The organism is Bacteroides sp. 11BF, assembly GCF_019633765.1.
In the GTDB taxonomy this organism is placed as follows: Bacteria; Bacteroidota; Bacteroidia; order Bacteroidales; family Bacteroidaceae; genus Bacteroides; species Bacteroides hominis.
In genome coordinates this window covers 81697-94773 of record NZ_JAFKPJ010000013.1, presented here as the reverse complement: position 1 = coordinate 94773, position 13077 = coordinate 81697, and the positions used below count along the sequence as shown (strand labels likewise).

General features: G+C 46.1%; 9 protein-coding genes. 4 read left to right on the top strand and 5 right to left on the bottom strand.

What is annotated here, in order from left to right:
- Positions 1 to 34: 34 nt before the first annotated feature.
- From mtaB to JZY04_RS14465, 4 genes are read left to right on the top strand one after another with little or no spacing between them, the layout of a single operon-like run.
- Complete coding sequence (gene mtaB / locus JZY04_RS14480; protein WP_005808470.1) at positions 35 to 1354, top strand: tRNA (N(6)-L-threonylcarbamoyladenosine(37)-C(2))-methylthiotransferase MtaB; 1320 nt, start codon at positions 35 to 37, stop codon at positions 1352 to 1354.
- Positions 1355 to 1356: 2 nt separating this feature from the next.
- Entirely contained in the window at positions 1357 to 2253 is an 897-nt protein-coding gene (locus JZY04_RS14475; protein WP_032537576.1) for a lysophospholipid acyltransferase family protein, read from the top strand.
- Entirely contained in the window at positions 2246 to 3277 is a 1032-nt protein-coding gene (locus JZY04_RS14470; protein ID WP_122142680.1) for a glycosyltransferase family 2 protein, read from the top strand. The genes JZY04_RS14475 and JZY04_RS14470 overlap by 8 nt, the downstream gene beginning before the upstream one ends.
- Before the next feature lie 4 nt (positions 3278 to 3281).
- Positions 3282 to 3800: a methylglyoxal synthase gene (locus tag JZY04_RS14465; RefSeq protein ID WP_005781440.1), complete on the top strand. Its 519-nt coding sequence runs from the start codon at positions 3282 to 3284 to the stop codon at positions 3798 to 3800.
- A 563-nt stretch (positions 3801 to 4363) separates the two neighbouring features.
- On the opposite strand, the gene JZY04_RS14460 is transcribed toward JZY04_RS14465, so the two are convergent.
- The 5 genes from JZY04_RS14460 to JZY04_RS14440 form a co-directional block, all read right to left on the bottom strand.
- A complete protein-coding gene (locus JZY04_RS14460; protein WP_122142679.1) occupies positions 4364 to 5785 on the bottom strand; it encodes a TlpA disulfide reductase family protein in 1422 nt (473 codons plus the stop codon).
- 23 nt (positions 5786 to 5808) lie between these two features.
- Entirely contained in the window at positions 5809 to 6177 is a 369-nt protein-coding gene (folB, locus tag JZY04_RS14455; RefSeq protein ID WP_005808461.1) for a dihydroneopterin aldolase, read from the bottom strand.
- Between the two features lie 51 nt (positions 6178 to 6228).
- Positions 6229 to 7260: an acyltransferase family protein gene (locus tag JZY04_RS14450; RefSeq protein WP_122142678.1), complete on the bottom strand. Its 1032-nt coding sequence runs from the start codon at positions 7258 to 7260 to the stop codon at positions 6229 to 6231.
- A gap of 128 nt (positions 7261 to 7388) precedes the next feature.
- Entirely contained in the window at positions 7389 to 10091 is a 2703-nt protein-coding gene (locus tag JZY04_RS14445) for a 4-alpha-glucanotransferase (RefSeq protein ID WP_122142677.1), read from the bottom strand.
- A 198-nt stretch (positions 10092 to 10289) separates the two neighbouring features.
- The gene (locus JZY04_RS14440; RefSeq protein ID WP_122142676.1) at positions 10290 to 12833 is read right to left on the bottom strand and encodes an adenosylcobalamin-dependent ribonucleoside-diphosphate reductase; all 2544 of its coding nucleotides are present in this window, start codon (positions 12831 to 12833) and stop codon (positions 10290 to 10292) included.
- Positions 12834 to 13077: the final 244 nt, after the last annotated feature.

The window sequence follows — 13077 nt, the reverse complement described above, 5'->3', positions numbered from 1 at the left end:
GTAACTTTGTACCGAATATGCGTTTTTACAGATTATGATAGATACCACTGTATTTCAAGATAAGACAGCCGTTTACTATACTTTAGGCTGCAAGCTGAATTTCTCAGAGACTTCGACGATTGGTAAAATCCTGCGTGAGGCAGGTGTGCGTACGGCCCGGAAAGGTGAAAAGGCTGACCTTTGCATTGTCAATACCTGTTCGGTGACCGAGATGGCGGACAAGAAGTGCCGTCAGGCTATTCACCGCCTGGTGAAACAACATCCCGGTGCGTTTGTGGTGGTGACAGGTTGCTATGCCCAGCTGAAACCCGGTGATGTGGCAAAGATAGAGGGAGTGGACGTTGTGCTTGGTGCGGAACAAAAGAAAGACCTGCTTCAATACCTGGGCGACTTGCATAAACACGAAGGAGGAGAGGCTTATACAACCGCAACGAAAGATATCCGTTCCTTTGCCCCGTCTTGTTCAAGAGGTGACCGTACCCGCTTTTTCCTGAAAGTACAGGATGGGTGCGATTACTTTTGTTCTTACTGTACCATTCCTTTTGCCCGTGGACGGAGTCGCAACGGGACTGTCGCATCTTTGGTGGAGCAGGCACGGCAGGCTGCTGCCGAAGGTGGGAAAGAGATTGTGCTGACGGGAGTCAATATCGGAGATTTCGGAAAGTCCACCGGTGAGACTTTCTTCGATTTGGTGAAAGCACTCGATCAGGTAGAAGGCATTGAGCGTTATCGCATTTCTTCTATTGAACCCAATCTGCTGACGGACGAGATTATAGAATATGTGTCCACCTCCCGCAGCTTCATGCCTCATTTCCATATCCCTTTGCAGTCCGGTTGCGATGAAGTGCTCCAGTTGATGCGCCGTCGGTATGGAACGGAGCTTTTTGCTTCGAAGATTGCAAAGATAAAAGAGGTGATGCCTGATGCGTTTATCGGCGTGGACGTAATTGTGGGTACACGTGGCGAAACCGACGAGTATTTTGAGAAAGCCTATGAATTTATTTCCGGACTGGATATCACGCAATTGCATGTGTTCAGTTATTCGGAACGCCCCGGTACCCAGGCACTGAAGATAGACCATGTGGTGACTCCTGAGGCGAAGCATCAGCGAAGCCAGCGTTTGCTTGCGTTGTCGGATGGGAAAACGAAGGACTTCTATGCCCGTCATATCGGCCAGACTATGCCTGTCCTGATGGAGAAACCTAAGGCAGGAGCGCCTATGCACGGCTTTACGGCAAACTACATTCGTGTAGAGGTGGAAAGTGACCCGGCATTGGATAATCAAGTAGTAAATGTTCTCTTGGGAGATTTTAACGAAGATGGCACTGCACTGAAAGGAACTATAACACAATAAACATGAAATCGAAACTTCTTTATTTGTTAACCTATGTGGGGATGTGGCTTTTGGCTATTCTTCCGTTTCCGGTGTTGTATGCCCTGTCCGATTTTATTTACTTCTGGTTGTACCACGTGATTGGTTACCGGAGAAAGGTGGTGGGTACCAATCTGAAGAACTCTTTTCCGGAGAAGTCGGCAGCAGAATTGAAGGCCATTGAACGTAAGTTCTATCATTACCTTTGCGACTATATGCTCGAAGATGTGAAAATGTTGCGCATGTCCGAGAAAGAGCTTTGCAAACGTATGACTTACGAAAACAAGGAAGCTTATCTCCGGATGATTGACGAACGGGGCGGGATTGTCCTGCTGATCCCCCACTATGCTAATTTTGAATGGATTACGGGGATGGGAATGATTATGCGTCCCGGCGATGTACCTGTACAGGTATACAAACCTTTGAAAGATGTTTATCTGGATGGTCTTTTCAAGTACATCCGCAGCCGCTTCGGAGGGTACAACGTGCCGAAGCACTCCACCGCCCGCGAAGTGATCAGGCTGAGACGTGACGGCAAGAAGATGGCTATCGGACTGATTACCGACCAATCGCCCAATACGAACGAGGCGCACCATTGGACTACTTTTTTGAATCAGGACACGGTGTTCATGGATGGTGCCGAGCGCATTGCCAAGATGATGGACTTTCCGGTTTTCTATTGTGAGTTGCGCAAGGAGCGGAGAGGGTATTGCCGCGTAGAGTTCGATCTGGTCACCGATCGTCCGAAAGAAACCGCCGATGGTGAGATTACCGAAATCTTTGCCCGCAGATTGGAGCAGACCATCCGGAAGGAACCTGCTTACTGGCTTTGGTCACATAAGCGCTGGAAGCTGAAACGCCCCGAAAAGAAAGATGAATAAGATATCTGTCGTTATATTGAACTGGAACGGTTGCGAAATGCTCCGTTCGTTTCTTCCCTCCGTACTCCGGCATTCCGAGGCGGAAGGTGTGGAAGTTTGTGTGGCTGATAATGGTTCTACAGATCAGTCGGTAGAGATGCTGCGGCACGAGTTCCCTTCGGTTCGCCAGATTCTGCTGGATGAAAATCATGGTTTTGCCGACGGTTATAACTTTGCCCTCCAACAGGTGGAAGCCGAATATGTAGTTCTGCTGAATTCTGATGTAGAAGTAACAGAGCATTGGCTGCAACCGATGGCTGATTATCTGGATACCCATCCGGAGGTTGCTGCCTGCCAGCCTAAGATACGCAGTTGGCGACAAAAGGACCTGTTTGAATATGCCGGCGCTTCCGGCGGATTCATCGACCGTTATGGTTATCCGTTTTGCCGGGGACGGGTGATGGGAGTGGTCGAGGCGGATAAAGGACAATATGATACAGTATTCCCCGTGTTCTGGGCTACCGGTGCCGCCCTGTTCATTCGTCTGGCAGATTATCGTGAGGCAGGCGGGCTTGACGGGCGTTTCTTTGCCCATATGGAAGAGATAGACCTTTGCTGGAGGCTTCGTGCCCGTGGACGGGGGATCGTTTGCATTCCTCAAAGTACGGTGTATCATGTAGGAGGGGCCACATTGAAAAAAGAGAATCCGCATAAAACCTTCCTCAACTTTCGTAATAATCTTGTCATGCTCTATAAGAACCTTCCGGATGAAGAGTTGCCCGGAGTGATGCGGGTACGTTGCTGGCTCGATTACATTGCGGCAGCTACGTTTGTTCTTAAAGGACAGCTGCCCAACGCAAAGGCCGTTCTCCATGCCCGTCGTGAATTTAAACAATTGCGCGATAGCTTCCGGGATGCAAGAATGGAGAATCTCAGAAAAACTTCCTCACACTTTATTCCCGAACGGATAAAAAGTAGTATCTTAGTGCAGTTCTATGTGAAAGGGCGGAAGTTCTTTTCGCAATTACCAGATTTTAAAGGATAACGTTATGGAAAAACTAATTCGAAGAATCGGGCTGGTAGCACACGATGCTATGAAAAAAGACCTGATTGAATGGGTTCTTTGGAACTCGGAGTTATTGATGGGACATAAGTTTTATTGTACAGGTACCACTGGTACGCTGATACTGGAAGCATTGAAAGAGAAACATCCCGATGTGGAATGGGATTTTACCATTCTGAAGTCAGGTCCTTTGGGGGGTGACCAGCAGATGGGATCGCGTATTGTGGACGGAGAGATCGATTATCTTTTCTTCTTCACTGACCCGATGACCCTGCAACCGCACGACACGGATGTAAAGGCACTGACCCGTCTGGCAAGTGTAGAGAACATTGTTTTCTGCTGCAACCGTTCCACTGCCGATCATATTATTTCGAGTCCGCTCTTTGTTGATCCGGATTACGAACGGACACATCCGGACTACTCCGGCTATACGAAACGTTTCGAAAACAAACCGGTAGTTACCGAAGCAGTAGAATCGGTAAAGAAAAGAAAGAGAAAGAAATAAGAGCCTATTCGGCTGCAAGTATATTTCACTACAGAGTACATAGAGGGCACGGAGCTTTAATTATATAGAATTACTATATAATAACTCCGTGCCCTCTGTGCGTTCGGTGGTACATCTACTTTGTGGCGTATCGGTTTTGCCTGTCGTTTATCTTTCTGTTTTTGTCAAGAGCAGATTTATGTATTGTTAACTTCCAAGCCTTCATCTTTCCCGCCGTTGATTATCAATAGGAGAAAAAAGATTATCTTCTGATGAAAACACATTTTCATGCCGGGAAATGTGTCCCGACATACCGGGAAAAGTATCGGAAGCAACCGTCTGAATGAGTAAAACTCAGGCTCTAAATGGGGGGAACACCGGCTCTGCAGGCTTCAAACCAACGCTCTTCCGGAATTTTTTGATGCAGGTACAAAAAAATAGGGAGAAACATTTATTCCTCCCTATTACCGTATTTTAATTCGAATATACTTTATGATTACATAGGCAAAGATACTCTGTTTTCTTGCAGAAGTCAAGCTTTTGCCTGTTTTTATTTTTCCAATGATCCGGTCGGGAATATGTTTTCACTCATTATAATAGGTGCTCAACTGTTCTATTACCTTTTCCGGTTCGTCCGGGGCGGCTGCGTGTCGGATAGCTATTTTTCCTGTTTTATCAATAACGACAAAGCAGGGGATACTCAGTATTTGTCGTTCGTTTCCAAGTTCGGCATACAACGATTTTCCTAACTTTTCGTTTACCAATAAGTGATAGCCTTTCAGTTGGTGATATCCGATGGTTTTCTCCCATTTCTCCTTGTCCTGAGGGCGGTCTATTGAGATGTATAGGTACACAATGTCCATGTTATGTGTTTTTTCTTTGAGGGCGGGCAGGTATTGGAACTTTTTGATGCATGGGCCGCACCAGGTGGCCCATACGTCGATATAGACCACTTTGCCTTTGAAGGGTTTTACCGCATCTTCCAGATTTTCAACTGTGGAGTCGCAAGGCAGAATGTGATAGTCCTTGTCGTCGATGCGGCTGTTTTGGAAGCGGAGGTTTTTATTAACGCCCGGTTCAAGAACAGATAGAAAGGGGCTATTGGGGAATTCGGCCTTATATCTTTCGTATAGTTGGGGGATTGAGGGAGTGTTTCTTGTTTGAAATTCGTCTTCGTAGATAAGTAGCGCTTGTGCATATTGCAGATTGTCGCCTTTGAAGAATTTCCGGTAGCGGTCGAAGCGGAAGGCGCAATAGTCCTTTATCTCTTCGGGTTTGCCATTTTCCAGTTTTATGAATTGTGCGCCGATCAAGTCGTTTATAAAGAGTCCGATTCCGCGGTAGGAACGCAGATAATCACTGTCTACGGGTTGATTGATGATTTCTGCAAGTTCTTTACGCCAATTTTCGGTAAAGTTTTCATTTTTCACCAGATACATTGCGACGTGCAGAAAGATAGACCGATAGGTGTAATCGATGTGTGCACGCTGCTCTACGAGAAACTCTTTATCAAGTCCGGAGGCATTTACAGAGTCGAGTGCCTGTTTCATCCTGGCATCTGCCAACTGATGATATTGTTCCAATGAAGTCACCCCTTCGAGTTCGTGAGGCTGCATGTATATCAGATTGTCGCTATATTGCTGATAGTCGTCCACCGCTTTCAGACATCGGTTGTAGACCCGGTTGGTGCCACTGAAGTTGATCGTGTCTTTGGCCACAGCGATAGTATCTTTGCTTCCCGGTGTCAGGTAGAGCGTGAAAGAATTATTCCCTTTGGCCCATACATGAATCGTAGTGGGACGGCTCACGCTGAATTCATGAACGAACTGCCCCTGAGGGTCAGCTTGTGCCTTAGTGCCCAAGGTAATGAAGAACAGGTGATCTTTTCCTGTAGGCCAGTAAGCGATTTCGTTGTCCGGGGTGGTCTTGACTACAATTGTCGCAGTTTGTTGTGCGCTGATTTCTCCCGTTAGCAACAACAGGAGGATTAATAAAAGGTTTTTCATCGTATTAGTATATTAATGTTGATTCAGTCTCTCGTGCAATGCATCTCTACTCCGGCAGAGTCGATGTCTGCTCCCATGGGCGGATTCCTTTTCGACAGTTTGATTTCTATTTCCCTGATTTTCGGAAAGTCCCGGAAGAGCCTTTTCACGATTCGTCCGCAGGCGTGTTCCAGCAGTTTAGAGGGAATATCCATTTCTTCTTTCAGCGCGGCGTGTATGTCTGCATAGCTGACGGTATCTTCTACTTCATCCGTTTCGGTGGCTTTGCCAAAATCGGTTTTCAACCTCAGGTTGATGATGAACTCGTTGCCAATCGCAGTCTCTTGTGGAGCTACTCCATGATAACTGTAGAAACGGACGTTTTCCAGAAAGATATAATAGTGGGTAGTCATAAATATAAAGATTGATATTGTCTTCTGGCAAAGATAAGATAATAAATGCAATTATGATTTCTGTTGTTGCGATTGCTTGGTTTTGATAAAGTCTTTTTGCGCCACAGCCTGCGGAATCAGTTTCAGAAATATGGGAGTTGCGGCAATGCAGATTGTCAGAGTGAGCAATAGCAAGACAATGGCTTGTCCCCATTCATTATGGATAAACCGGCTGACAACCGGATATTCGAAATGTAAAAGGGGGGCATGTATTCCCAATGTAATGACCGAGTAACGTCCCAGATAAGAGATGACAGGGAGCTTTTTAAACTTTTTGCAGAAAAGCATAATCATAAAGATGCCGGCAAACGCTGAGGCCCAGAACTGGAAAATGTTGCCTGCATAATTGTTGGTACGCATACCGACAAACGTGGCGGTGAAGTACATCACAACCAAGGCTGCCAGGATACATAGCGGAATCAGTTTGTCGAAACGGTGGGGAAAGAGGAAAAAGTTGTAACGGCGAATCCAGAATCCGGCCACATAGAAGGGCAGGGCGGTCATGGCTATGTCTATGTACAAGGGCAGTTCGATCTGGTGTTTACCCATATAGAATCCGGCGATTCCGATCAGGAGGGTGAGGGCAAACATCAAACCTAACTTCCGGTCGCGCAGGCTGTGGACCAGATAGAACAGGATATTGCAATTGAAAAGTGCCAGCAAAAACCAGATAGGAGGGTTGAACTTGATCAGGGCATGATCATGAAACACAACTAAAAGCTCTGTCCAACTGACCGGGAGTTGAAATACACCCGGAGCAATTTTCCATACAATATACTTCAGGAGGAATGCGCTGAGATAGAAAAAGAGGAAGGGGACGATCAATTTGTTTATCTTCCGGATGAAGAATCCGAAAAGCCCCTCGTACGACTTGAAGAAGATACCTGAGATAAAGAAATAAAGGGGCATACGAAAACTGGCGATCATCGAATGGTAATCGAGCTTTTCGAAAGCTCCACCTATGTGTGCCATCACCACCAGGATGATGCAGACTCCTTTCGTCAAGTCTACAAAATCAATTCGTTTGTTTTTGTCGTCTCCCATTCTGACTGTTTGTGCATTGGTGCAGCAAAGATACTGAATATTACTGAAAAGCAAGAGAGAAGAGCGAAAAACACACCGGTTCGCTCTTCTCTCTTTGTTCTTTTTCTTCCTTGGGAAACTGACGGATATTATTTTTCCGGATTTCTGCCGGTTTGCTTAACCAGTTCTCTGATTTTCTCATTCAGGCTTTCGGCTTTCATGAGCTGTTCCAGTGTCAGATGCATCCGGTAACGCCAGTAGTGACGGGGATTGGCAGGGACATTAATCCGTTCTTCCTGCACATTCGGGTTGCGCCATCTTCCGTCCATCGACAACCAATCTTGTAGTGACAGGATGCAAAGGATGGAGTTACTGTAGAGGTGGTTGCGGACCACTTCTTCACACAGTTCCGGTGTTGCTACGGCAGGGGCGGTGCCATAATGCCCCAGCATCTGATTGTAGTAACGTTGAGTCTGTTGATAATCCTCTTCCCACCATCCGCGTAAAGTCGACATGTCATGGGTAGAGAATGTGCAAACCGAGCGATACGGGTATTCGTTCAGACGACCGAACTCTTCAGCCGGGTTCTTGGGCATCCGCTGGATTTCGAGACTCAGGATGCGTAGGTCATTCATCACCCATGCCACGCAGTCCGGTATCATTCCCAAATCTTCACCACATACCAGCATGCGGGTCGACTGAGTCAGTTGTGGCAGTTTCTTCATGGCTTGTTGTTGCCAGAAGTCATTATGGCGATGATAATAATACTGATCGTAAAGTCGGTTGAATGCTGCTTTCTCCCAATCGTTCAGGGCACGGTAGATGAAGTCGTGCTGTACTCCGATACGCGGATGAAAGAGGTTCGTATCCTTACGGTCGGGCACAAACAGTACGTCGCTTATCAAGGCGTACAATCCGTCTCTGATCCATATGCTGTCTTCATCGTTCTTGCCGGCAAAGAAAGCTTCCACTTTGCGTTGAGTGTCGAACTCCGGACGCATGCGGTACACTTCGTACGTGTCGGTCGGCTCAATAAAGGTTTGTTTGACGTAGGCGGTGTGGGGACCAAACACTTGTCCGAGGAAGTACTCGTGGATATAAGGCGTCAGGAATTCTTCGCGGAAAGGTAGTCCGTAGCTTTCTATTTCTTCACGGCTCATGGGCAGTGCGGGAACAAACTGCCCCAATAATCCATGCACGGCATTCATCGGGATTTCCCAAATGCGGAAAAATCCCAGAATGTGGTCGATGCGGTAAGCGTCGAAATACTCGGCCATCTTTTGGAAACGTTTCATCCACCATTTATAGCCATCCTTTTCCATTACGTCCCAATTGTAGGTGGGGAAACCCCAGTTCTGCCCGTTGACAGAAAAATCATCGGGTGGGGCACCGGCCTGTCCGTTGAGATTGAAATAATAGGGCTCTGTCCAGGCTTCCACACTGTTGCGGCTGATGCCGATAGGGATATCTCCCTTTAGTACCACTCCGTGCTCGCGGGCATAAGTGGTTGCTTCCAGCAGTTGTAAGTGGAGGTTGAACTGTATATAGAAATAGATGGCGATATTGGGGTAGACTTCCGTACCGGGACGGCAAAGCTCTTCAATCTCTTGTGCATTATATTCCGAATATTTAGGCCATTCGCGGAAGTTTGGTGTCCGGTATACGTCACGCAGATAACTGAAGGCAGCATAGGGTTGCAGCCATTCTTTGTTGGCCTCAAAGAAATCACGGAAGGCTTTCGAAGCCAATACTTTTTCTCCTTCTTGCTTGAATAGCTGATGGAAATATTCCCATTTTCCCCGGTTCACTGCTTCGTAGTCGATGGCAGAAAGTGAATTCAACTCTTTCTGTTTTTGGTTGAAAGCGGTAGCGACTTCTTTATCTTTCAGGGTACCCATCTGTTTAAGGTCGGCATACATCGGGTGGAAAGCATAGATGGAAATACTATTGTAAGGGTAGGAATCTGTCCATGTATGGGTCATGGTGGTGTCATTGATCGGTAGAATCTGTACCACTTTCTGGTTGGTACTGACTGCCCAGTCCACCATTCGTTTCAGGTCTCCGAAGTCTCCTACACCGAAGCTTTTCTCCGATTTGAGTGAAAATACGGGGACAGCCACTCCTGCACCTTTCCAGGCCGGAACGTCAAAGTAGACATATCGGTCGGAAATAACCAGTGTTTCGTTTGCTTTAATCTCGGGGGCAGCCATGTAACGGTTAGGATTGTTTTCCCAAGCTTCAGCTTTCTTCTCTTCCTTATTATATAATACAAATTTGTACTCTAATGGAAATTCCAGTTTAGATGCATCCAATTCGGCTTGCCATTCCGGGAAGTTGATGTCGCTCATAGGCCATGCTTTGTCCGGGTTCCAGTTGCCAAAGACTTTCTGATTGCCACAGATGGCCAAACAGTAGTTGCCGTTGATGCGTGGAGCATAAGCCTTGATCACCAATCCTTTTTTGTAACTTTTGGGGGTTGCACTCCGGTCACGGTGTGCCAGAAGCGATTCGGTGAATGCCGAACTGTAGAAATACTGCTGCTCCGGAAGGTTCTTCCAGCAATCATTGATGCGCAGACTTTTTTTGTCATCCGCAGGCAGGTAGACACGCCGGGGGAAAGAGTGCCATTCAGTACGGATGTTCTTGTTGTCGCGATAAATGTGATAACTGTATTCTATAACTCCTTCTGCCGGTGATTGAAGAGCTATTTCACTGCTCCAATGGATACCGTCTACTGTGGCGAGGGAGATAGCTTTATCCGGATCATTGTTTCCAAGTTCGGGTACAGAACCTAATATTCTGACTTCTTCTCCCCAACTTGTGCGATACTCAATATGAAATGATACTATCATATATATTAGATTTAATTTTTGACTAATGATTTTGCAAGTATAGAAATATTCTACGTATGTCGTATCTTTACTTTCATCGAACTACTTTAAAATAGTATGCAAACGTTTGTGTTGTTTATGTTATTAAACATTGAAAGGAGCCAAGAGGCTCCTTTCAATGTTTTTGCTTACATATTAATCATTTACAAGGCTGTGCTTTTATCCGCATCTGGATGCACCGCAAGTGGTACAGATGAGGCAACCTTCCTGATAAACCAATGTCTCATTTCCGCAGTTCGGACATTTTTTGCCTTTAGCTTCCGTTCCGTCCTGCACATATTTCTTCAGCGCACGTTCTACACCATTCTTCCAGGTATTGATGTTTTCGCTGTCCAATTGTAGCGAACCTACCAGTTTGATGACTTGTTCGATCGGCATTCTCCAGCGTAGCACACCTGAGATCAGTTTGGCATAGTTCCAATATTCTTTGTTGAACTTCTCGGACAGACCTTCGATTGTCATTTTGTATCCGCGTTTGTTTTCAAACTGGAAGTCGTAACGTTTGTTTCCGTTCTCATCGACATTCTTGATGATGCGTCCGGTATTTACACTTTTCGGAATAATGATTCCTTCGTCGTCGTCTTGCAGACCGGTGAATATTTCGTAAGGTCTGCCGTCGAGCAGGCCGACCAAAGCTACCCATTTCTCTTTATTGTTCTGGAAACGCACAACATCAGCTTCAAGTACCGGCGGACGTACTTCAACTACCGTTGGCGGCTTGCAAGGAGGAAGCTCTTCTTTCTTGTCTTTGTCGGACTTCGCAGAGATAAGCACTCCTGAACGGGAACCGTCACGGTAAACCGTACAGCCTTTACAACCGGACTTCCATGCTTCGACATACAGGCGGTTCACCAGTTCTTCGTCTACATCGTTCGGCAGGTTAATGGTCACACTGATGGAGTGGTCTACCCATTTCTGGATTTTGCCTTGCATACGGACTTTCATCAACCAGTCTACGTCGTTTGAAGTTGCTTTATAATAAGGTGACTTGGCCACCAGTTCGTCCACCTCTTCCTGAGTATATCGTTTGGAGGGATCGTAACCGTTCGCTTCCATCCAGGTCACGAATTTGTGGTGGAACACGATGTATTCTTCAAAAGCGTCTCCGGTTTCGTCTACAAAGTCAACGCGTACGTTGGTGTCATTCGGGTTCACTTTTCTTCTGCGTTTATATACCGGGAGGAATACAGGCTCGATACCTGAGGTTGTCTGAGTCATCAGACTGGTTGTTCCGGTAGGAGCGATGGTCAGACACGCAATGTTACGGCGACCATATTTCTTCATGTCTTCATACAATGCCGGATCAGCTTCGCGCAAACGGTTGATGAACGGGTTGTTCTTTTCTCTTTCCGTATCGTATACATCGAATGCACCACGCTCTTTGGCCATATCCACCGATGAACGGTAAGCACCCAGTGCAACGGCTTTGTGTACTTTCTCAGAGAAGTCAGTCGCTTCTTCTGTTCCATAACGCATTCCGAGTGCGGCGAGCATATCGCCTTCGGCAGTGATACCGACACCGGTACGTCTTCCCTGACCGCTCTTCTTATAAATCTTTTCCCACAAACCGCGTTCAGTGTGTTTCACTTCTTCGTTTTCCGGATCCAGATCTATCTTCTCCATGATGCGTTCTATCTTTTCCAATTCCAGATCGATGATATCATCCATGATGCGCTGAGCCAGTGCTACATGTTTATGGAAGAGCTCAAAGTCAAAGTAGGCATCTTTAGTGAATGGGTTGACTACATATGAATACAGATTGATGGCCAACAGGCGGCAAGAATCATAAGGGCACAAAGGAATTTCTCCACAAGGGTTTGTCGAAACCGTTTTATATCCCAAATCTGCATAACAGTCGGGCACTGATTCACGGATAATGGTATCCCAAAACAATACGCCCGGTTCAGCCGATTTCCATGCATTATGCACAATCTTCTTCCACAAGTTGGAAGCATCGATCTCTTTCACCGTAGTGGGATGGTCAGAGTCAATGGGGTATTGTTGGGTATACTTTCTGCCTTCTACAGCTGCTGCCATGAATGCATCATCCAGCTTTACTGAAACATTGGCACCTGTTACCTTGCCTTCTGTCATTTTTGCATCAATGAATGCTTCGGAATCCGGATGCTTGATCGATACACTGAGCATCAACGCACCGCGGCGTCCGTCTTGGGCAACTTCACGTGTAGAATTAGAATAACGTTCCATGAATGGGACCAGCCCGGTAGAAGTCAGGGCTGAGTTTTTCACAGGAGAACCTTTGGGACGGATATGGGAGAGGTCATGACCTACACCTCCGCGTCTTTTCATTAGTTGCACCTGCTCTTCATCTATTTTGATGATAGCTCCGTACGAATCGGCAGAACCATCAATACCAATCACAAAGCAATTGGAAAGTGAAGCAACTTGATAATCGTTACCGATACCTGTCATCGGACTGCCTTGCGGCACGATATACTTAAAATGGTCAAAAAGCTCAAACAATTGTTCGGAGCTTAGTGCATTTGGGTACTTTGCCTCGATGCGGGCCACTTCGTTAGCAAGTCTCCAATGCATGTCCTTCGGTGATTTCTCGTAAATATTTCCGAAAGAGTCTTTTACTGCGTATTTGTTTACCCAAACTCGCGCAGCAAGTTCATCGCCCTGAAAATATCGTAAAGATTCTTCGTAGGCTTCCTCGTAAGAGTAAATTTGCTTTTCCACGATGCAATGTGTCTTAGATTTCTTTATTAATAAGTAAATATGTAGAAGCTTACTTATCATTAACAAACGTGCCTGCAAAGCTATGAATGTTTTTTGGTATATCAAAATAAAAACGAGATAATTTATTAACCGGTACTAAGTTATCCGTTTATAAATGATAAGCAATTGATAAACAAATGAATGATGGTTTTGTTCAGTGCCTGAAGTTTTCCAAAAAGAAAATTAATCTAAATTGGAAATGAGA

Coding starts and splice junctions, on each gene's coding strand:
- mtaB (WP_005808470.1), top strand. CDS start 35: ATGATAGATACCACTGTATTTCAAGATAAGACAGCCGTTTACTATACT.
- JZY04_RS14465 (WP_005781440.1), top strand. CDS start 3,282: ATGGAAAAACTAATTCGAAGAATCGGGCTGGTAGCACACGATGCTATG.
- JZY04_RS14475 (WP_032537576.1), top strand. CDS start 1,357: ATGAAATCGAAACTTCTTTATTTGTTAACCTATGTGGGGATGTGGCTT.
- folB (WP_005808461.1), bottom strand. CDS start 6,177: ATGACTACCCACTATTATATCTTTCTGGAAAACGTCCGTTTCTACAGT.
- JZY04_RS14470 (WP_122142680.1), top strand. CDS start 2,246: ATGAATAAGATATCTGTCGTTATATTGAACTGGAACGGTTGCGAAATG.
- JZY04_RS14460 (WP_122142679.1), bottom strand. CDS start 5,785: ATGAAAAACCTTTTATTAATCCTCCTGTTGTTGCTAACGGGAGAAATC.
- JZY04_RS14450 (WP_122142678.1), bottom strand. CDS start 7,260: ATGGGAGACGACAAAAACAAACGAATTGATTTTGTAGACTTGACGAAA.
- JZY04_RS14445 (WP_122142677.1), bottom strand. CDS start 10,091: ATGATAGTATCATTTCATATTGAGTATCGCACAAGTTGGGGAGAAGAA.